The sequence below is a fragment of the Acidovorax sp. GW821-FHT10A04 genome (genome assembly GCF_059415825.1).
In genome coordinates, this window is the sequence record NZ_JBWKNZ010000013.1 from 33,736 (window position 1) to 52,051 (window position 18,316).

Annotated in this window: 20 protein-coding genes; 12 read left to right on the plus strand and 8 right to left on the minus strand. The window is 67.1% G+C overall.

The features are described from left to right. Positions 1–42 precede the first annotated feature (42 nt). Together AC07PF_RS24125 and AC07PF_RS24130 are read left to right on the plus strand one after the other, a co-directional pair. Entirely contained in the window at positions 43–408 is a 366-nt protein-coding gene (locus AC07PF_RS24125) for a hypothetical protein (RefSeq protein WP_494613551.1), read from the plus strand. 156 nt (positions 409–564) lie between these two features. Then, positions 565–1,014: a hypothetical protein gene (locus AC07PF_RS24130; protein WP_494613552.1), complete on the plus strand. Its 450-nt coding sequence runs from the start codon at positions 565–567 to the stop codon at positions 1,012–1,014. On the opposite strand, the gene AC07PF_RS24135 is transcribed toward AC07PF_RS24130, so the two are convergent. The 3 genes from AC07PF_RS24135 to AC07PF_RS24145 form a co-directional block, all read right to left on the minus strand. Continuing rightward, a complete protein-coding gene (locus tag AC07PF_RS24135) occupies positions 1,015–1,503 on the minus strand; it encodes a dihydrofolate reductase (protein WP_494613553.1) in 489 nt (162 codons plus the stop codon). It abuts the gene before it with no gap. A 44-nt stretch (positions 1,504–1,547) separates the two neighbouring features. Continuing rightward, positions 1,548–2,165 (minus strand): DUF4337 domain-containing protein, encoded by a 618-nt coding sequence (locus tag AC07PF_RS24140; protein WP_007856749.1) that lies wholly within the window; start codon positions 2,163–2,165, stop codon positions 1,548–1,550. Positions 2,166–2,261: 96 nt separating this feature from the next. Beyond that, positions 2,262–3,131, minus strand: coding sequence for a thymidylate synthase (locus tag AC07PF_RS24145; protein ID WP_494613554.1), 870 nt, complete (start codon positions 3,129–3,131; stop codon positions 2,262–2,264). Positions 3,132–3,246: 115 nt separating this feature from the next. On the opposite strand from AC07PF_RS24145, the gene AC07PF_RS24150 reads away from it, so the two are divergent. Next, a complete protein-coding gene (locus tag AC07PF_RS24150; protein WP_494613555.1) occupies positions 3,247–3,759 on the plus strand; it encodes a GNAT family N-acetyltransferase in 513 nt (170 codons plus the stop codon). A 127-nt stretch (positions 3,760–3,886) separates the two neighbouring features. Here AC07PF_RS24150 and AC07PF_RS24155 read toward each other — a convergent pair whose 3' ends face one another. Together AC07PF_RS24155 and AC07PF_RS24160 are read right to left on the minus strand one after the other, a co-directional pair. After that, a complete protein-coding gene (locus tag AC07PF_RS24155) occupies positions 3,887–4,180 on the minus strand; it encodes a DUF4148 domain-containing protein (RefSeq protein WP_494613556.1) in 294 nt (97 codons plus the stop codon). Between the two features lie 65 nt (positions 4,181–4,245). Next, positions 4,246–4,539, minus strand: coding sequence for a DUF4148 domain-containing protein (locus AC07PF_RS24160; RefSeq protein ID WP_108016751.1), 294 nt, complete (start codon positions 4,537–4,539; stop codon positions 4,246–4,248). Between the two features lie 437 nt (positions 4,540–4,976). Here AC07PF_RS24160 and AC07PF_RS24165 point away from each other — a divergent pair, with 437 nt between their 5' ends. From AC07PF_RS24165 to AC07PF_RS24205, 9 genes are all read left to right on the plus strand, one after another. Beyond that, the gene (locus AC07PF_RS24165) at positions 4,977–6,308 is read left to right on the plus strand and encodes an ABC transporter substrate-binding protein (protein WP_145698074.1); all 1,332 of its coding nucleotides are present in this window, start codon (positions 4,977–4,979) and stop codon (positions 6,306–6,308) included. Between the two features lie 140 nt (positions 6,309–6,448). Further along, the gene (locus AC07PF_RS24170; RefSeq protein ID WP_007859036.1) at positions 6,449–7,309 is read left to right on the plus strand and encodes a carbohydrate ABC transporter permease; all 861 of its coding nucleotides are present in this window, start codon (positions 6,449–6,451) and stop codon (positions 7,307–7,309) included. Positions 7,310–7,322: 13 nt separating this feature from the next. Beyond that, the gene (locus AC07PF_RS24175) at positions 7,323–8,168 is read left to right on the plus strand and encodes a carbohydrate ABC transporter permease (RefSeq protein ID WP_007859034.1); all 846 of its coding nucleotides are present in this window, start codon (positions 7,323–7,325) and stop codon (positions 8,166–8,168) included. A 48-nt stretch (positions 8,169–8,216) separates the two neighbouring features. After that, positions 8,217–9,260 carry an ABC transporter ATP-binding protein gene (locus tag AC07PF_RS24180; RefSeq protein ID WP_494613557.1) on the plus strand — a complete coding sequence of 348 codons (1,044 nt, stop codon included), beginning with the start codon at positions 8,217–8,219 and terminating at the stop codon, positions 9,258–9,260. Next, complete coding sequence (locus tag AC07PF_RS24185) at positions 9,257–9,991, plus strand: SDR family oxidoreductase (RefSeq protein ID WP_494613558.1); 735 nt, start codon at positions 9,257–9,259, stop codon at positions 9,989–9,991. The genes AC07PF_RS24180 and AC07PF_RS24185 overlap by 4 nt, the downstream gene beginning before the upstream one ends. A gap of 28 nt (positions 9,992–10,019) precedes the next feature. After that, on the plus strand, positions 10,020–11,429 hold the full coding sequence (gene dalD, locus AC07PF_RS24190) for a D-arabinitol 4-dehydrogenase (protein WP_494613559.1): 1,410 nt from the start codon (positions 10,020–10,022) through the stop codon (positions 11,427–11,429). Between the two features lie 30 nt (positions 11,430–11,459). Continuing rightward, positions 11,460–12,398: a cupin domain-containing protein gene (locus AC07PF_RS24195; RefSeq protein ID WP_494613560.1), complete on the plus strand. Its 939-nt coding sequence runs from the start codon at positions 11,460–11,462 to the stop codon at positions 12,396–12,398. Positions 12,399–12,430: 32 nt separating this feature from the next. After that, on the plus strand, positions 12,431–13,900 hold the full coding sequence (gene xylB / locus AC07PF_RS24200) for a xylulokinase (protein WP_494613561.1): 1,470 nt from the start codon (positions 12,431–12,433) through the stop codon (positions 13,898–13,900). Positions 13,901–13,919: 19 nt separating this feature from the next. Then, positions 13,920–14,945, plus strand: coding sequence for a PfkB family carbohydrate kinase (locus tag AC07PF_RS24205; RefSeq protein WP_494613562.1), 1,026 nt, complete (start codon positions 13,920–13,922; stop codon positions 14,943–14,945). Positions 14,946–15,078: 133 nt separating this feature from the next. On the opposite strand, the gene AC07PF_RS24210 is transcribed toward AC07PF_RS24205, so the two are convergent. The 3 genes from AC07PF_RS24210 to AC07PF_RS24220 all read right to left on the minus strand — a co-directional run bounded on the left by AC07PF_RS24210 (position 15,079) and on the right by AC07PF_RS24220 (position 18,270). After that, positions 15,079–15,681 (minus strand): GNAT family N-acetyltransferase, encoded by a 603-nt coding sequence (locus AC07PF_RS24210; protein ID WP_494613563.1) that lies wholly within the window; start codon positions 15,679–15,681, stop codon positions 15,079–15,081. Positions 15,682–15,721: 40 nt separating this feature from the next. Continuing rightward, the gene (locus AC07PF_RS24215) at positions 15,722–16,816 is read right to left on the minus strand and encodes an ABC transporter substrate-binding protein (RefSeq protein ID WP_494609999.1); all 1,095 of its coding nucleotides are present in this window, start codon (positions 16,814–16,816) and stop codon (positions 15,722–15,724) included. A 107-nt stretch (positions 16,817–16,923) separates the two neighbouring features. Next, the gene (locus AC07PF_RS24220; protein ID WP_494613564.1) at positions 16,924–18,270 is read right to left on the minus strand and encodes an LLM class flavin-dependent oxidoreductase; all 1,347 of its coding nucleotides are present in this window, start codon (positions 18,268–18,270) and stop codon (positions 16,924–16,926) included. Positions 18,271–18,316 lie beyond the last annotated feature (46 nt).

An 18,316-nucleotide genomic window follows, 5' to 3' on the forward strand; every position in this document is an offset into this window, starting at 1 on the left:
CGTGATTCAGAACGCGTGACGCAAACCAAAGGAACAAGACGCATGAGCAATACATTCAGATCGGTGGCCGCAGCCCTGCTGCTGGCAGGGGCCTCGGGGGCGGGCATGGCCGCAGGCGGCCCGCTGGACGGCGTCTACCAGTGCGCGGTGGCCGGTACCGGCGTGTTCATCACGGTCAGTGGCCAGCCCAGCGGCCCCGCGATGTTCACCATCGCGGCCCTGGGCCCGGCCAATGCGCTCTATGGCTACGGCATGGGCTCGGCCACGGCCTCGTCGTTCACGGGCACCACCAGCTTCAACCTGCCATTCACGCTGTCGGTGAGCCAGGGCAACCTGATCGGCAGCATGGGTGTGCTGCAGGGGACCACGGCCGCCCAGTTGCCGGTGAACTGCGCCAAGCTGTTCTGACCTCCCGCTGGCGGCGGGGCCCGCGGCCACTGAGGGAGCGGTGGTTTTCCATTTCGCGGCTACATTGGTCACGGGAGGCGCCGTATGGCATCCGTTGGCAGGGACTGGCTTAACGCCGCAGGTATGTTGCTCGGGCTGTTGTCGGCATGCAGTGCCATGGCCAGTCCCGCTGCCGCGGATGCCACGGACCAGCGGATTGAAGTGCAGCGGCTGCAGAGCGATGCAGTCCACGGCAGGGCATGGCCACGGGCCGACTACGTGGTGCGCAGTGAAGCGCAGTGGCTGGATGTCTGGGCACAGGGCCAGGGCGAGCCGGACCCCCGGGTCACGCGCTCGGGCGGCGGCAGGCCCATCGTGGATTTCGAGCGCTTTATGCTGGTGGGTGTCTCTCGGGGCTGGCAAGGCCATGGTTGCTCCGGCCTCTACATCGAGGATGCCGTCGAACGGGGCAGCGAGATCGAAATCCGCTTTGTGTATCCGGGGGCTGACGATCATCTGCCTGGGCAGCCCTTCAAGGTCTGTACGGCGGTTGTGACCAATCTGGTGGATTGGGCCTTGCTTCCTCGGAGCGCCAAGCCGGTGCGTTTCGTGATGGTGAGGAAGTGATCAGCGCTTGCGCTCCAGCGTCACGAAGCTGAAGGGCAGCCCGTTGGTCGACGTGTGCGTGCTGCGCGCCGTCTCGTGCCAGCCGGCATCGAGCACAGGCGCGTGGGCGTCGCCCTCGAAGTCCTGCGCAATCTCGGTGAGTTCGATGCGGTCGGCCAGGGGCTGGGCCTCGGCATAGACCTGCGCGCCGCCAATCACCCACACCGTCTGGCCGGCGCTCGCGTGCTGCAGGGCGTCCTGCAGGCTGGCGGCTCGCACGGCCCCTTCGACCACCCAGTCGGCCTGGCGGGTGATGACGATGTTGGTGCGGCCCGGCAACGGGCGAAAGCGCGGCGGCAGCGAATCCCAGGTCTTGCGGCCCATGACCACGGGGCAGCCCTGGGTCAGCGACTTGAAGCGCGCCATGTCTTCGGGCAGGTGCCAGGGCAGGCGGTTGTCCTTGCCGATCACGCCGTTGGCGGCGCGCGCGTAGATCATATGCAGAGGCATAGCTGGTTGCTCCGGCTGTAGAACGCGGGTTCGGTCACGCCTTCTTAGATGTGCAGGGTGGCCAGCGCGCCGACGACGATGCCGATGCCGGCCACGCCGTACATGCCGTACTCCAGCCATTTCTTGCGGGTGAGCAGGGCGATGGCGGCCAGCGCGATCGCGACCTGCAGCGCCGTGGTGGCCTGGGCCCAGCGGTGATGCTGGTGCATCTGCTCTTCGCTCTGGCGGTCGAATTTGTGGCTGTCGGCCTCGAGCTTTTCAGCGACGACCTTGATCTCGTTCTTTTCGCTCTCGTAGCGCTCCACCTTGGCCTGGTAGGTGGCCTTGCGGTCCTCGGGCGCCAGGTCACGGGCCAGCTCGGCCAGGGACTGCTTGGTGCTCTTGGACTGGAAGTAGTTCCACTGGTTGGAGGCCTCGGTCTTCTTGATGGCCGCGTCGTTCTTGAGCAGGCCGGCATTGGCCTGCGTGGCGCCGCCCATGTACGCGAAGATCGCGCCCACCGTGGCGACGATGGCCGTGAACATTGCGATCTTGCTCATCGACGAGCCGCCGCCTTCGCTGCCGTGGCTGGCCGCATGGTCGTCGCCATGGCCGTGGCCCTGTGCTGCATGCTCCACTGCGTGGTCGTGGGGGCCGTGTACGTGAAATCCGCCGGAAGACATAGTGAGTGCTCTTTGTGGTTCGTGAAGGGAGACAGGGGATGTCAGGCAGGGCACATCGGCGCCTGCACTGCAGGAATCATGGGAAGGCGAGGGGGCTCAGACCGCCACGGGCGCCTTGATGGCGGGGTGGCACTGGTAGTCCAGCACTTCGAAGTCTTCGAACTGGTAGTCGAAGATGCTGTCCGGCCGGCGCTTGATGTGCAGCGTGGGGTAGGGGTAGGGCGTGCGCGCCAGCTGGGTCTGCACCTGTTCGTGGTGGTTGCTGTAGATGTGGCAGTCCCCGCCGGTCCAGATGAAGTCGCCCACGTCCAGGTCGCACTGCTGGGCCACCATGTGGGTTAGCAGCGCGTAGCTGGCGATGTTGAAGGGCACGCCGAGAAAGATGTCGGCACTGCGCTGGTAGAGCTGGCAACTGAGCGTGCCGCGGCCCCCGGGCTCCTGGGCGGGTGCCACATAGAACTGGAAGAAGGCGTGGCAGGGCATGAGGGCCATCTTGTTCAGCTCGGCCACGTTCCAGGCGCTCACGATGATGCGGCGCGAATCGGGGTTGGTCTTGAGGGTTTGGATGACATCGCTGATCTGGTCGATGTGGCCGCCGTCCGGCGTGGGCCAGCTGCGCCACTGCACGCCGTACACGGGGCCCAGGTCGCCGTCCTCGCGCGCCCACTCGTCCCAGATGGTGACACCGCGCTCCTTGAGCCAGTTGTTGTTGCTCGACCCGGTGAGGAACCACAGCAGCTCCTGGATGATGGAGCGCAGATGCACCTTCTTGGTGGTGACCAGTGGAAAGCCTTCCTTCAGGTCGAAGCGCATCTGGTGGCCGAACACGCTGGTCGTGCCCGTGCCCGTGCGGTCGGACTTGTGCACGCCCTGCGTGAACACGTGGCGCATGAAGTCCTCGTACTGGGAGCGCACGGGGCGGGCGGGCAGGGCAGTGGCTGCCAGGGTGGCAGAGGGCTGGGTCATGGGATCGGTCACTCGTGGTGGGAGGGCGCGACCACCAGGGGATGGCCGTTGCCGACTGCGGATTTTATGCGGAGCGGGACAATGGAGTATCTCCCCGCTCCTGACCGCTTTGTCCATGACCTCTTCGCCCGCCCCGATCACCATCCGCCCCCTCATGCCCGCCGATTGGCCAGCCGTCTGGCCTGTGCTCCAGGCCACCTTCCAGGCGGGCGACACCTATGCCTTCGCGCCCGAGAGCAGTGAAGCCGAGATCCACAGGGCCTGGGTGGAACTGCCCGCCGCCACCTTTGTCGCGTGTGGCGCCGAGGAGCAGTTGCTGGGCACCTATTTCATCAAGCCCAACCAGGCCGGGCTGGGCGGCCACGTGTGCAACTGCGGCTATGTGGTGGCGCCGGCCGCGCAAGGGCACGGCGTGGCTTCGCTGATGTGCGAGCACTCCCAGCAGCAGGCCATGGCCATGGGATTTCGGGCCATGCAGTTCAACCTGGTGGTGGCCAGCAACGTGCGTGCCGTGCGGCTGTGGCAGCACCTGGGCTTTGCGATCGTGGGCACGCTGCCGGGCGCCTTCAGGCACCACACGCTGGGCTATGTCGATGCCCACGTGATGTTCAAGACCCTGTTGGCCTGAGCGGCGGCTGACGTCAAAAAAAGGGCTCCCGCATGGGAGCCCTTTCAGGGGGTCAGGGGAAACACTTCCACATGGTGGCGGTGCCCACGACCGTGAGACACCACCACCATGGGAAGGCCCGCATTCTTTACAGGGCGCTGATTTCGCCCGAAGGGATCTGGCCCAGGCGCACGGCTTCGGCGGCTGCGGCACGCACGGCAGCACGGTCGGCCGTGGACTTGTAGGTCACAACGCGCGAACCAGCTGGCTCCAGGCTGCGCGTTTGAGCGACGGTAGCGGCTTCTGCAGCCACTTCAGCGCGGGTGCGGTTCGTCTCGAACTTCAGGGCGAACTGCGAGCTGTCGGCTTCGTCAGCGTGGGCACCGAAAGCGGAGAAAGCAGCCACAGCGGCGATGGACAGGAAACGTGCGGTCTTGTTCATGGTGATCTCGATTCTTTACTTTGTTTATTGATTGGGTAGGGGGTCGGTTCAGTCCGGGGCGCTGATTACAGAGCGCCGATTTCGCCAAAAGAGATCTGGCCGGTGCGCACAGCGTCAGCAGCCTGGGCACGCACGGCAGCGCGGTCGGCCGTGGACTTGTAGGTCACGACACGCGAACCAGCGGGCTCGATGCTGCGGGTCTGTGCCACGGTGGCGGCTTCAGCGGCCACTTCGGCGCGGGTGCGGTTGGTTTCGAACTTGGTGGCGAATTGCGAAGCGTCGGCTTCGTCGGCGTAAGCACCGAAGGAAGCGAAAGCGGCAACAGCGGCGATGGAGAGGAAGCGTGCGGTCGTGTTCATGATGAAAATCCTTAAAGTGAAAAAGCGTCTCAAAAACACCGGAACAAAAACAACTTCGAACCGGGTTCGGTGAGTCGCCTTGCGGGTTCGGCTCATCGATGGGTTGAACTGTACGCCTCAGGTGACCAGAGAAAAACCACTCAGTCGCGAACTGACTGTTCCAGTTTTGGAAATAGTCGGCCGCGCACTGGAGGTGCATGGGCTCCCGGTGCAGGCCGCTCCCCGCAGGGCAGAGCAGGCACTGCAGGCCGACAATGCGCATACCCAGTTGACGTATCTAGGTATAAATCCTGAGATTCTGGCGAAAATTAGTATGTGTATGGGTTTTCAAAGTATCAACTGAGCATCAGAGCATCGGTATCGTTCAGGCCATCAATGCCAGCCATCCGACCGGCGTTGAATGGCAGATCCATACCAACTACGCAGGAGACGTTTCGATGCCCCGTTCCACCCGTCCACACACCCGCCTGGCCCTGGCCGTCGCCGCCCTGGCGGCATCGCTGTGCGGCGCCGCTGCGCATGCGCAGACCGAGCTCGTGATTGCCACCGTGAACAACGGCCACATGATCGAGATGCAGAAGCTCTCCAAGAACTTCGAGCAGGCCAACCCCGACATCAAGCTCAAGTGGGTCACCCTTGAAGAAGGCGTGCTGCGCCAGCGCGTGACGACCGACATCGCCACCAAGGGCGGCCAGTTCGACGTGATGACCATCGGCATGTACGAAGCCCCCATCTGGGGCAAGAAGGGCTGGCTGCAGGAGCTCAAGACCGACGCCGCCTACGATGTGGACGACCTGCTGCCCGCGGTGCGCAACGGCCTGTCGATCGATGGCAAGCTGTTCGCCGCACCGTTCTACGGCGAAAGCTCGATGCTGATGTACCGCAAGGACCTGGCCGACAAGGCCGGCGTACAGGTGCCCGAGCGCCCCACCTGGCCCCAGATCAAGGACCTGGCCGCCAAGATCCACGACCCCAAGAACGGCGTGTACGGCATCTGCCTGCGCGGCAAGCCGGGCTGGGGTGACAACATGGCCTTCCTGACCACGCTGGTCAACACCTTCGGCGGCCAGTGGTTCGACATGCAGTGGAAGCCGCAGCTCGAATCCAAGCCCTGGAAGGATGCGATCACCTTCTACGTGGACCTGCTCAAGAACTACGGCCCACCCGGCTCGTCGGCCAACAGCTTCAACGAGATCCTGGCGCTGACCAACTCCGGCAAGTGCGGCATGTGGATCGACGCGACCATCGCCGCATCCTTCGTGAGCGATCCCAAGCAGTCCAAGGTGGCCGATCAGATGGCCTTTGCCCAGGCACCCACCATGAACACGCCCAAGGGCGCCAACTGGCTCTGGTCGTGGAACCTGGCCATCCCCGCCGGTTCGAAGAAGGTGGATGCCGCGCAGAAGTTCATCACCTGGTCCACCAGCAAGGAGTACGTGCAGCTCGTGGCCAAGACCAACGGCTGGGCCAACGTGCCCACCGGCACGCGCAAGAGCACCTACGCCAGCCCCGAGTTCCAGAAGGCGGCCCGCTTTGCAGCGGCCGAGAAGGTTGCCATCGACTCGGCCAACCCGACCGATTCGACCCTGCCCAAGAGCCCGTACGTGGGCGTGCAGTTCGCGGCCATTCCTGAGTTCCAGGCCATCGGCATCGCCGTGGGCCAGCAGATGAGCGCAGCCCTGGCCGGCAAGACCAGCGTGGACGCGGCGCTCAAGGCCAGCCAGGTGTCGGCCGATCGCGAAATGAAGAAGGGCGGCTACTACAAGTAAGCCGCTGGCCGGCCACCGAGGGCTGATCGGGGCCCGCGACTCCTCGCTGCGCGCATGTGCGGCGGGGAGTTTCGGCCTCTCAGGTCCTTGGCACCGGCTTCTACCTTGTCTGGCGACGCCAGATTTCTCCCGGGATTCCCATGAACCGCCTGCTCCCCCGCCTGCTGCTCACGCCAGCCATGGCCACGCTCTTCCTGTGGATGATCGTGCCGCTGGTGATGACGATCTACTTCTCGCTGATCCGCTACAACCTGATGCAGCCGGACCAGACCGGCTTTGCCGGGCTGGAAAACTTCGAGTACTTCGTCACCGATCCTTCGTTCGGCACGGCGGTGGTCAATACGCTGCTGCTGCTCGGCAGCGTGATCCTCATCACGGTGGTGTTCGGCATCGCCATCGCACTGCTCATCAACGAGCCCTTCGCGGGCCGGGGCATCGTGCGGGTGCTGCTGATCTCGCCATTCTTCGTCATGCCCACGGTGAACGCACTGATGTGGAAGAACATGATGATGAACCCCATCTACGGCGTACTCGCCCAGGTGTGGATGTTCTTCGGCGCGCAGCCGGTGGACTGGCTCACCGACCACCCGCTGTTCTCGGTCATCGTCATGGTCTCCTGGCAGTGGCTGCCGTTTGCCACGCTGATCTTCATGACCGCGCTGCAGAGCATGAACCACGAGCAGCTCGAAGCCTCGCGCATGGATGGCGCCAACTACCTGCAGCAGCTGCGCTACCTGTACGTGCCGCACCTGGCGCGCTCGGTGGCCGTGGTGGTGATGATCGAACTCATCTTCCTGCTCAGCATCTTCGCCGAGATCTACACCACCACCGGTGGCGGGCCGGGCGATGCGAGCACCAACGTCACCTTCCTGATCTTCAAGCAGGCGCTGCTCAACTTCGACGCGGGCGTGGCCTCGGCCGGCGCGCTGTTCGCGGTGGTGCTGGCCAACATCGCGGCGGTGTTCCTGATCCGCATGGTCGGCAAGAACCTCGACAAATAACCGAAGCACCACCATGACCGCATCTGCTCGACGCCGATCCTCCTACCCCCTGGGCCTCTTGGCCCTGCGCACCGTGGCCGCCTGGGGCGTGGCCCTGCTGCTGTTCTTCCCGCTGGCCTGGCTGTTGCTCACCGCGTTCAAGACCGAGCTGCAGGCCATCGCGGTGCCGCCGCAGCTGTTCTTCATCCCCACGCTCGAAAACTTCCACGAGGTGCAAGAGCGCAGCGACTACCTGCTGTACGCCAAGAACTCGGTCATCACCAGCGTGCTTTCCACCGTGGTGGGGCTCATGCTGGCTGCGCCGGCGGCGTATGCCATGGCCTTCTTCAAGGGCAAGTACACCAAGGACATCCTGATGTGGATGCTCTCCACCAAGATGATGCCCGCCGTGGGCGCGCTGGTGCCGATCTACGTGCTGGCACAAAAGAGCCACCTGCTCGACACGCAGCTGGCGCTGATCATCGTGTTCGCGCTGTCCAACCTGCCCATCATGGTGTGGATGCTGTATTCGCACTTCAAGGACATCCCGCGCGAGATCCTGGAGGCCGCGCGCATGGACGGCGCCACCCTGTGGCAGGAGGTGCGCCTGGTGCTGCTGCCCCTGGGCATGGGCGGCCTGGCGTCCACCGGCCTGCTGTGCCTGGTGCTGTCGTGGAACGAGGCCTTCTGGAGCCTGAACCTGAGCGCCGCCAAGGCTGGCACTCTGGCCACGCTGATCGCCTCGTACTCCAGCCCCGAGGGCCTGTTCTGGGCCAAGCTGTCTGCCGCCTCGCTGATGGCCATCGCGCCCATCGTGGTCTTTGGCTGGTTCAGCCAGAAGCAGCTCGTTCAGGGCCTGACCTTCGGTGCGGTCAAGTAAGCGCCGCAGTTTTTCTCCCAGTTTTCAAGATTTCAGGAACCCGATTCCATGGCCTACCTTCAACTGCGCGGCATCGAGAAATTCTTTGGTGAGCACCGCGCCATCAAGGGCATCGACCTCACCATCCAGCAAGGCGAGTTCATCGTCTTCGTCGGCCCCTCGGGCTGCGGCAAGTCCACGCTGCTGCGCCTGATCGCGGGGCTGGAGAACATCGACGGCGGCTCGCTCATGCTCGATGGCCGCGACATCACCGACCAGCCTTCGAGCAAGCGCGACCTGGCCATGGTGTTCCAGAGCTATGCGCTGTACCCGCACATGAGTGTGTACGAGAACATGAGCTTCGCGCTCAAGCTCGCCAAGGTCGACCCGGCCATCGTGCGCGAGAAGGTCGAGCGCGCCGCGGCCATCCTGAACCTCACCACCTACCTGGAGCGCACGCCCAAGGAACTCTCGGGCGGGCAGCGCCAGCGCGTGGCCATCGGCCGTGCCATCGTGCGTGCGCCCAAGGTGTTTCTGTTCGACGAGCCGCTGTCCAACCTCGACGCGGCCCTGCGCGGCCAGACCCGCGTGGAGATTGCCAAGCTGCACCGTGACCTGGGCGCTACCACCATCTACGTGACGCACGACCAGGTGGAGGCCATGACCCTGGCCGACCGCGTGGTGGTGCTGCGCGACGGGCTCATCGAACAGGTAGGCACGCCGCTGGAGCTGTACGACAGGCCCGCCAACCAGTTCGTGGCCCAGTTCATCGGCACGCCGCAGATGAACGTGGTGCCCTTGCAGCAGTTGCCCGCGCCGGTGCAGCAGCAGGCCCCGGCGGGTGCGGCGGGCGGCACCATCGGCCTGCGCCCGGAAAACATCGCCGTGCGCAACGCCGGCACCACGCCGGTGGGCGGGCAGGTGGACCTGGTCGAAGCGCTGGGTGCCGAAACGCTGATCTACGTGAGCACGCCCGGCGGCGCGCAGTTCGTCTCGCGCCAGAACGACCGCACCGGCCTGCGCGCGGGCGATGCCGTCAGCCTGGACATCGACGCCTCGCAGGCCCACTGGTTCGATGCGGCAGGCCACGTCGTGGCGGGGCAGGGCGCGTGACCGCCGTGCATCCCCTGCAAGGCCAGGTGGCCGCCATCACCGGCGCGGCATCGGGCATCGGCTTTGCCAGCGCAAAGGCGATGGCGGATGCCGGCGCGCGCGTGGTGCTGATCGACCGCGATGAAGCAGCCTTGGCCAGGGCCTGCGCCGCGATTGGCGAGCGCGCTTCGCCATTGGTGCTGGACCTGCTGGACGCCAAGCAGTGCGCGAGCCTGCTCGAACGCACGCTGGCCATCGCGGGCCAGCTCGACGTCTTCCACGCCAATGCCGGGCTCTACGTGGGCGGCGACCTGGTCGATGCCGACCCCGATGCCATCGACCGCATGCTGCAGCTCAATGTCAACGTGGTGATGAAGAACGTGCACAACGTGCTGCCCCACATGATCGGGCGCGGCCGCGGGGACATCATCGTCACGAGTTCGCTGGCCGCCCATTTCCCCACGCCGTGGGAGCCCGTCTACGCATCCTCCAAGTGGGCGGTGAACTGCTTCGTGCAGACCGTGCGCCGCCAGGTGTTCAAGCACGGCATCCGCGTGGGCGCCATCTCGCCGGGCCCGGTCATCACCTCGCTGCTGGCCGACTGGCCTGCCGAAAAACTCGAAGAGGCCAAGGCCAATGGCAGCCTCATCGAGGCCGCCGAGGTGGCCGAGGTGGTGCTGTTCATGCTCACCCGCCCGCGCGGCATGACCATCCGCGACGTCGTGATGATGCCGACCAATTTCGACCTCTGAGATCCCCATTTTTTCGCATCCACGCACCATGAATTTCATCCTGCACCTGGGCCTGGGCTCGTTCCACCGTGCCCACCAGGCCGTCTACGTCCACCAGCTGCGCCAGCAGGGCGATACAAGTTGGGCCATCGTGGGGGGCAACCTGCGCCCCGACATGGCCGAGACCATTGCCGCGCTGCAGGCCCAGGGCGGGCGCTACACGCTGGAGACCGTCACGCCCCAGGGCGAGCGCAGCTACACCCGCATCGAATCGATCGAGCGCGTGATTCCCTACCAGGACGACCTGGCCCCGCTGATCGCCGCCGGTGCCGATGCCGCCACGCGCATCGTCTCGTTCACTGTGACCGAGGCCGGCTACTACCTGGATGCAGCCAACCAGCTCGACTGGGCCAATTTCCCGGACCTGCGCGCCGATCTCGCAGCGGTCCAGGCCGGCCAGGCGGGCCACAGCATCTACGGCGCCCTGGTGGGCATCCTGCGTGCGCGCATGGCCGCCGGTGCCGGCCGCGTGACGCTGATGAACTGCGACAACCTGCGGCATAACGGCGAGCGCTCGCGCGGCGGCCTGCTGCAGTTCATCGACGCGCTGGGCGATGCCGCGCTCAAGGCCTGGGTGCAGGAGCACACCAGCAGCCCCAACGCCATGGTCGACCGCATCACGCCGCGCCCCACGCCGGACGTGGCCGAGCGCGTGAAGGCCGCCACCGGCTGGGACGACCAGGCCGCGCTCATGGGCGAGAGCTTCATCCAGTGGGTGATCGAGGACCGCTTCATCGCCGGGCGCCCTGCATGGGAGGCGGTCGGCGTGGAGATGGTGGACTCGGTGCAGGCCTACGAAGAGGCCAAGATCCGTTTGCTCAACGCCACCCACAGCTGCATCGCCTGGGCGGGCACGCTGGCGGGCTACCAGTACATCCATGAAGGCACGCACGACGCCGCCATCCGCCAGATGGCCTACGACTACGTGACCGACGACGCGATCCCGGTGCTCCACACCCCAGAGCAGCCATGCCCCATCAACCTGGAGCAGTACCGCGACGTGGTGCTGGACCGCTTTGGCAACCCCGCCATCGCCGACACCAACCAGCGCGTGGCCATGGACGCGTTCTCCAAGATCCCCGGCATGATCGCGCCCACCATCCGCGACCAGCTGGCGCGCAATGGTTCGTTCGACAGCGTGGCCATGCTGCCCGCGCTGTTCCTGGCCTACCTGCAGCGCTGGCATGCCGGGCAGATCCCCTACGCCTACCAGGACCAGGCCATGGACCCGGCCGTGGCCCACGCGATCTGCGATGCGGCCGACCCGGTCGCCGCGTATGCCGCCGATGCGACGCTGTGGGGTGAGATGGCCTCGGACCCACGCCTGGTCGCTACGCTGCGCAGAGCCTACGCCCGGGTGCAGGCTTTCGTGGCGGAACGTGCAAAATCACCGGGGTAAGTGGAGCAGCCTGCCCCCAGGAATGACGCCATGACCGTGAAGACCACGCCTGTCTCCCCGCGCCAGACCAAGCCCGAGCTGGAGCACGACTATGTGCGCTCGCCCGAGCTGGGTTACGAGCCGCCCGAAACAGCGGGCTTCATCCGCTGCCTGTCGCACGGCTTTCCCACGCCGCTGGCGCGCTGGCACTACCACGACGAGTACGAGCTGCACCTGATCACCGCCACCTCGGGCAAGGTGTTCGTGGGCGACTGGATCGGCCAGTTCCAGCCCGGCCACCTGGTGCTGACCGGGCCGCGCCTGCCGCACAACTGGATCAGCATGGACCTGCCCGAAGGCGGCGTGCCGCTGCGTGATCTGGTGATCCAGTTCTCGCATGCCCCGCTCATGGCCAGCAGCGAGAGCATCCCCGAGCTGCGCGAGGTGCTGCCCCTGCTGGAGCGGGCCCGCCACGGCATCGAGTTCTTTGGCATGGAGGCACAGGCGCAGGAGCATTGGCACCGCATCAAGGCGCGCCAGGGGCTGGCCCGGTTCGGCGCGTTCTGCGAATTTTTGAGCGACCTGGCCCGCTGTACCGACTTTCGGCTGCTGTCGAGCACGCAGCTGCAAAGCGAGGACAACGACACTCAGCTCGACCAGATCAATGCGGTGGTGAGCCGCATCACCGACCACCTGGCCGAGCCCCTGTCGGCCGCCGACCTGGCGCAGGAGCTGGGCATGACCGAAAGCCGCTTCTCGCGCTTCTTCCGCCGGGCCACGGGCAATACCTTCACCGACTTCGTGAACCTGGTGCGCGTGAACCGCGCCTGCCAGCTGCTCATGGAGTCCGAGCGCTACATCACCCACATCGCCTACGACGTGGGTTTCAACAACATGGCCAACTTCAACCGCCGCTTCCTGGACATCAAGGGCATGACGCCCAGCGAATACCGCAAGCAGGGCGCCGGCCGCTTCGGGATCAAGTCATGACCGTGCTTTTCCCGCTGTTTCAGGAATAGTGCATGTACTTGGGTATTGATTTGGGCACCTCGGGTGTCAAATTGCTGCTGCTTGGCGAAGACCAGCAGGTGCACGCCGTGGCCGATGCCCCTGTGCCCCAGCACCGCCCCCAACCCGGCTGGAGCGAGCAGCACCCGGCCCACTGGCTGGCGGCCACCGAGGCCGCCGTGCCGCAGCTGCGCGCTCAGGCGCCTGCCGCCTGGGCCCAGGTGCGCGGCATCGGCCTGTCGGGCCACATGCACGGCGCCGTGGTGCTGGGCGCACAGGGTGAGGTGTTGCGCCCCGCCATCCTCTGGAACGATGGCCGCGCCGCGGCCGAATGCGCCGGGCTGGAGCAGGCGGTGCCCACTTCGCGCGAGATCACCGGCAATCTGGCCATGCCCGGCTTCACGGCGCCCAAGCTGCTCTGGCTGCGCAAGCACGAGCCCGAGGTCTTTGCACGCACGCGCAGCGTGCTGTTGCCCAAGGACTGGCTGCGCCTGCAGCTCACGGGCGATGCGGTGAGCGACATGTCCGATGCGTCGGGCACCCTGTGGCTGGACGTGGCGCGCCGCGACTGGAGCGACACCCTGCTGGCCGCCTGCGGCCTGACCCGCGCCCATATGCCGCGCCTGGCCGAGGGCAGCGATGCCACCGGTGTGCTGCGCGCCGATGTGGCTGCCCGCTGGGGGCTGCCCGCCGGTGTGGTCATGGCCGGCGGCGGCGGCGACAACGCCGCCAGCGCGGTGGGCGTGGGCGCACGCCAGGCGGGGCAGGGCTTCGTGTCGCTGGGTACCTCGGGCGTGGTGTTCCGGGTGTCCGAGCGGTTCGCGCCGGCCACCGAAAGCGCCGTGCATGCGTTCGCCCATGCGCTGCCTGGCCGCTGGCACCAGATGGCTGTGATGCTCAGCGCGGCCAGTGCGTTCGGCTGGCTGGCCCGCATCACGGGCCAGAGCGAAGCGCAGCTGTCCGCCGCCGTGCAGGGCATGGACCTGGTCCGCCATGCGCAGGCCCCGATCTTCCTGCCCTACCTGAGCGGCGAGCGCACGCCCCACAACAATGCGGCGGCCACCGGGGTCTTCATGGGGCTGCGCGCCGAGCACGGTGTCGCCGACATGGCCTGTGCCGTGATGGAAGGGGTGGGCTTCGGCCTCATGGACGGGCTGCAGGCCATGCAGGCCGCGGCTGGCGAAGGCGCGGGCCCTGCCGCGCCGCTGGCACTGGTCGGCGGCGGTGCCCGCAGCGATGCCTGGGCGCAGTTGCTGGCCAGCGGCCTGGGCTGCCCGCTGGAGCGGCCCGAAGGTGCCCATGCCGCCGCCGCCCTGGGCGCCGCGCGCCTGGCCGCCATGGCCTGCGGTGGCGACGAAGCCCTGTGGTGCCAGCGCTTGCCAGCAGAGGCCCGCTTTACCCCCCAGCCCGCCCAGCAGGCCCTGCTGCAGGAGCGCCATGCGCGCTTCAAGGCGCTGTACCCTGCGCTGCTGCCCCATTTCTGAACCGTTCGTTCTTTCAACCATGTCCACACACTCCCCCGTGCAGGTCGCCATTGCCGGCGAAGCGCTGATCGATCTCATCCGCCGTGCCGACGGCCACTACGAGCCCTGCCTGGGCGGTGCGCTGTACAACCTGGGCCGGGCGCTGGCGCGCCAGGGCGTGGGCACGCAGTACCTCAACCCCCTGTCGCGCGACCGCTTTGGCCGTGAACTCGCGGCGCAGTTGGTGGCGGATGGGGTGCAACTGGCCCAGCCCATCCCCGTGGGCGAAGTCACCTCGCTGGCCGTGGTCAACCTCACCGAGCATGGCCACCCCGACTACGCCTTCTACCGCGAAGGCGTGGCCGACCGCACCGTGACGGCATCAGGGCTCGGCGCCGCCTGTGCCGCCCATGGCGGCGCACTGCAGGTGGTCTGCACCGGCGCCCTGGCCCTGGATGCGCGCGATACCGCCATCTACCTGCCCTGGCTGCAGGCCCAGCGCGCGGCCGGCCGCTGCGTGGTGGTGGACGCCAACCTGCGCCCCTCCGTCATGCCCGACCTGCCGGCCTACCGAGCCCAGGTGCATGCGGCCCTGGCCGAGGCGCACCTGATCAAGGCCAGCGACGAAGACCTGGACCACCTGCAGGTGTCCGGCACCGGGCCACTGGCCCGTGCCCGCCACCTGCTGGCCGCCAACCCGCGCGCCCGCCTCATGGCGCTGACGCTGGGCGGCGAGGGTGCCTGGTTGCTTCGGCAGGGAGAGGACGGTGGCCAATGGTTCGCGAAGGAGGCCGAGCCGCTGGCCGTGGTCGATACCGTGGGTGCCGGTGACAGCTTTCTCGCGGGCCTGCTCGCGTACCTTTTGCGCGCGCAGGCGCAGCAGGGCACGCTGGCACCCATCGGCATGGCAGACTTCATTGCAGCCCTGCCTGCTGCTACCTACCAGCAGGCCCTGCACCATGCCCTGGCCAGCGCCAGCCTGTGCGTACAGGAGCGCGGCTGCGTGCCGCCCAGCTGGCAGGCCGCACAGCACTGGGCAGCAGCCCACCCCGCGCGGCAGGGCTGAAGCGCAGGCGAATTCGCCGCGGTGCGAGGTGGCGGCGTGGAACCGGTCGGTAAGATGACTGGTGGGCAGGGGCGGCTGTCCGTTGGAGCGCCGCATTGTGACCGGCGCTGGGCGTGCGGGAGATTACAGACCTTTACCCGTGTGCTACGCGCAGCATGATCGTGTACGGGGCACCCGTCACCGGCTCCAGGTGCGAGGCCAGGGTGCGGAACCCCATCCGGGCATAGAAGCTTTCGTTGCGTGCGGAAAATGTCTCCAGGTAGCAGGCCACGCCTGCCTGGTCGGCCGATGCCAGCGCGGGCGCCAGCAGCCGGGCGCCGAGCCCCTGGCCCTGGGCGGCAGGGGCGATGCCCAGGATCGACAGGTACCAGGCGCCCGCCAGCTCGGCGCCGCTGGCGCGCGGGCCCATGAAGGCAATGATCCGGTGGTAGTTGTCCATGCCGCGCGGGCCCAGCACGGCCGCCAGCTGCGCCTCCTTGGCGCGTGCGCTGGCCGCTTCGGCGTCGGGTGGACGGGGCAGGCTCCAGATGGCCATGCCCAGGCGCGGATCGTCGGGCGTGTGGCACAGGCCGCCATGCTGCGCCTCGCGCACGGCGCAGTCCAGGTAGTGCTGCAGCACCGCGAGGCGCGCAGCCGCATCGTGCGCGAAATCGATGGTGACGGCCTGGTAGAACGGATCGTCGATCAGCGATGCCGCGAGGGCCGGCGTGGAAGGATGAAGGGGCGGTGTGGACATGGGCGCGGACCTTACCAGACCCGCACGGTGGTGTCCCGCCTCAGGACCCGGGCTGCGCGTAGGCCTCTTCGAAGAAATAGTCCTTCCACGAGGCGGCCTTGTTCTTGAGCACGCCGAGCTTTTCCAGCTCGTCGGCATAGACGAAGGTGCGGTGCGGCGACACGGTGAAATCGTTCTCCGGGTCTTCCACGATCTTGCGCACCAGCTCGGGCGCGAGCTTGGACTTCTGCACGCGGATGAAGATGTCGGCGGCCTTGGCCTTGTCGGCCTTGATGATCTGCGCGGCCTCGACGAGCGCGGCGTAGAACGCCTTGTAGGTCTTGGGGTTCTCGTCGTGGAACTTCTGCGTGGTGTAGAGCACGTTGAACGTGGCCGGCCCACCCAGGATGTCGTAGGAACTGATGAGCTTGCGGACGTTCTTGTTGGCGGCCAGGGCCTGGTAGTAGAACGGCGCGCTCGAGAAGTGCGTGTTGATCTCGGTGGCCCCTGCGATCAGCGCGGCCGTGGCCTCCGGGTGCGGCAGGCTCACCGAGATCTTGTCGAAGCGCTTGAAGTCGTCCTTGCCGAACACGCGCGCCGTCTCGATCTGCAGCGTGCGCGACTGGAAGCCCACGCCCGCAGCGGGCACAGCAATGCGGTCCTTCTCGCCCAGGTCCTTCAAGGTCTTGACCGTGGGGCTGTTGGTCAGCAGGTAGTTGGGCAGCGAGCCCAGCGCCGCCACGGCCTTCACATTCTGCTTGCCGCGCGTGCGGTCCCACAGCGTGAGCATGGGCGGCACGCCGGCGGACACCACGTCCAGCGACCCGGCCAGCAGCGCCTCGTTCATGCCCGTGGCGCCCGAGATGGCGGCCCACTCCACCTGCACATCCAGGCCCTGCTGCTTGCCATGCTTTTCGATGAGCTGCTGGTCGCGCACCACGTCCAGGATCAGGTAACCGATGCCGAACTGCTGCGCAATGCTGATCTTGCCCTCGGCCTGCGCGGCCAGGGGCGCCAGGCCGAGCAGGGTGGCGGCTGCCAGCGCGAGGGTGCGCCGGACCAGCGAAGGCCGGGTGCGCTGTGCGGCTTGCCGTGCCTGCGTGTTCGTTGCCCGGGCCACCAGGCCTGTGTCTTGTTCCTTGCCCCATCCTGCCATGTCGTTTCCCTGTTCAGTCGTTCGTTCGTTGGTCCAAGCGGCAGACTCTAGGGCCGAGCCGGGTGTGCGGGAACGAATGAATCGTGCATACCTAACAACCAATTCATCTATGCAGGCCGCCGCACCGCAGGGTGCGCCGGCCGCGCCAGGCCCAGGTGCTCGCGCAGCGTGCGGCCCTGGTACTCGGTGCGGAACAGGCCGCGGCGCTGCAGCTCGGGGATCACCAGCTCGGCAAAGTCCTTGAGGCCGTGCGGCAGGGTGGGTGCCAGCACGTTGAAGCCATCGGCCGCGCCGGTGGTGAACCAGTGCTCGAGCTGGTCGGCGATGGATTCGGGCGTGCCGACGATGGTCCAGTGCCCGCGCGCGCCGGCCACCTTCTCGTAGAGCTGGCGGATGGACAGGTTCTCGCGCCGGGCCATGCCCTCGAAGAGTTCCTGGCGGCTCCGCCAGCCCTCGGTCACCGGCAGGTCGTTCGGAAACGGTCCGTCGATGTCGTAGTCCGACAGGTCCACATTGCCCAGGAAGGTGGAGAGCAGGCCCACGCCCAGCACCGGGTCGATCAGGCCCTGCAACTGGTCGAACTTGTCCTGCGCCTCCTGCTGCGTGCGCCCGACGAAGGGCGAGATGCCGGGCAGGATCTTGAGCTGCCCGGGCGTGCGGCCATGGGCGGGCAGCCGCGCCTTGAGGCCGCTGTAGAAGGCCCGTGCCTCGGCCGCACTCTGCTGCGCGGTGAACACCACCTCGGCCGTGGCGGCGGCCAGGTCCTGCCCATCGCCCGAGGAGCCGGCCTGCACCAGCACCGGGTAGCCCTGGGGCGCGCGCGGCGTCTGCAGGCCGCCGTGCACCTTGTAGTGCTCGCCCGTGTGGGCCACGCGGTGCAAGCGGGCCGGGTCGAAGAAGCGGTTGGCCGCCTTGTCGTGGATGAAGGCCTCGTCCTCCCAGGTGTCCCACAGGCCCTTGACGATCTTCACGTACTCGTGCGCCCGGGCATAGCGATGGGCATGCGCGAGCTGCTGTTCCAGCCCGAAGGCGCGCGCCTCGAAGTCGCTGCCCGAGGTGACCAGGTTCCAGCCGCTGCGCCCGCCGCTCACCTGGTCCAGTGACGCGTACTTGCGCGCCAGGTGGTAGGGCGGCAGGTAGGTGGAAGACACCGTGGCCACCAGGCCGATGTGCGTGGTGGACTGCGACAGCGCCGCCAGGCTGATGAGCGGATCGAGCGGATACCACAGGGCGTTCTTGGCCACCACCTCGTCCGGCGGGCCGGGCAGGCCCACGTTGTCGGCGAAGAAGATGGCGTCGAACTTGGCGGCCTCGGCGATGCGCGTCCATTCCTTGAGCGACTCGATGCGGCCGGCCGCAGCCGGGTCCACGTCGGGGTGGCGCCAGGCGGCCAGGTGGTGGCCTACGCCAAAGAAGAAGGCACCGAGGTGCATCTGGGGGCGGGGAGTGGTCATGGTGGGCAGTGGAGCAACGACCGCGCCCGCCACCCCCTGGAAGGGA

Excerpts from the sequence above, each read along its gene's own strand:
- AC07PF_RS24125 (WP_494613551.1), top strand. The coding sequence starts at position 43 with ATGAGCAATACATTCAGATCGGTGGCCGCAGCCCTGCTGCTGGCAGGG.
- AC07PF_RS24130 (WP_494613552.1), top strand. The coding sequence starts at position 565 with ATGGCCAGTCCCGCTGCCGCGGATGCCACGGACCAGCGGATTGAAGTG.
- AC07PF_RS24135 (WP_494613553.1), bottom strand. The coding sequence starts at position 1,503 with ATGCCTCTGCATATGATCTACGCGCGCGCCGCCAACGGCGTGATCGGC.
- AC07PF_RS24140 (WP_007856749.1), bottom strand. The coding sequence starts at position 2,165 with ATGTCTTCCGGCGGATTTCACGTACACGGCCCCCACGACCACGCAGTG.
- AC07PF_RS24145 (WP_494613554.1), bottom strand. The coding sequence starts at position 3,131 with ATGACCCAGCCCTCTGCCACCCTGGCAGCCACTGCCCTGCCCGCCCGC.
- AC07PF_RS24150 (WP_494613555.1), top strand. The coding sequence starts at position 3,247 with ATGACCTCTTCGCCCGCCCCGATCACCATCCGCCCCCTCATGCCCGCC.
- AC07PF_RS24155 (WP_494613556.1), bottom strand. The coding sequence starts at position 4,180 with ATGAACAAGACCGCACGTTTCCTGTCCATCGCCGCTGTGGCTGCTTTC.
- AC07PF_RS24160 (WP_108016751.1), bottom strand. The coding sequence starts at position 4,539 with ATGAACACGACCGCACGCTTCCTCTCCATCGCCGCTGTTGCCGCTTTC.
- AC07PF_RS24165 (WP_145698074.1), top strand. The coding sequence starts at position 4,977 with ATGCCCCGTTCCACCCGTCCACACACCCGCCTGGCCCTGGCCGTCGCC.
- AC07PF_RS24170 (WP_007859036.1), top strand. The coding sequence starts at position 6,449 with ATGAACCGCCTGCTCCCCCGCCTGCTGCTCACGCCAGCCATGGCCACG.
- AC07PF_RS24175 (WP_007859034.1), top strand. The coding sequence starts at position 7,323 with ATGACCGCATCTGCTCGACGCCGATCCTCCTACCCCCTGGGCCTCTTG.
- AC07PF_RS24180 (WP_494613557.1), top strand. The coding sequence starts at position 8,217 with ATGGCCTACCTTCAACTGCGCGGCATCGAGAAATTCTTTGGTGAGCAC.
- dalD (WP_494613559.1), top strand. The coding sequence starts at position 10,020 with ATGAATTTCATCCTGCACCTGGGCCTGGGCTCGTTCCACCGTGCCCAC.
- AC07PF_RS24195 (WP_494613560.1), top strand. The coding sequence starts at position 11,460 with ATGACCGTGAAGACCACGCCTGTCTCCCCGCGCCAGACCAAGCCCGAG.
- xylB (WP_494613561.1), top strand. The coding sequence starts at position 12,431 with ATGTACTTGGGTATTGATTTGGGCACCTCGGGTGTCAAATTGCTGCTG.
- AC07PF_RS24205 (WP_494613562.1), top strand. The coding sequence starts at position 13,920 with ATGTCCACACACTCCCCCGTGCAGGTCGCCATTGCCGGCGAAGCGCTG.
- AC07PF_RS24210 (WP_494613563.1), bottom strand. The coding sequence starts at position 15,681 with ATGTCCACACCGCCCCTTCATCCTTCCACGCCGGCCCTCGCGGCATCG.
- AC07PF_RS24215 (WP_494609999.1), bottom strand. The coding sequence starts at position 16,816 with ATGGCAGGATGGGGCAAGGAACAAGACACAGGCCTGGTGGCCCGGGCA.
- AC07PF_RS24220 (WP_494613564.1), bottom strand. The coding sequence starts at position 18,270 with ATGACCACTCCCCGCCCCCAGATGCACCTCGGTGCCTTCTTCTTTGGC.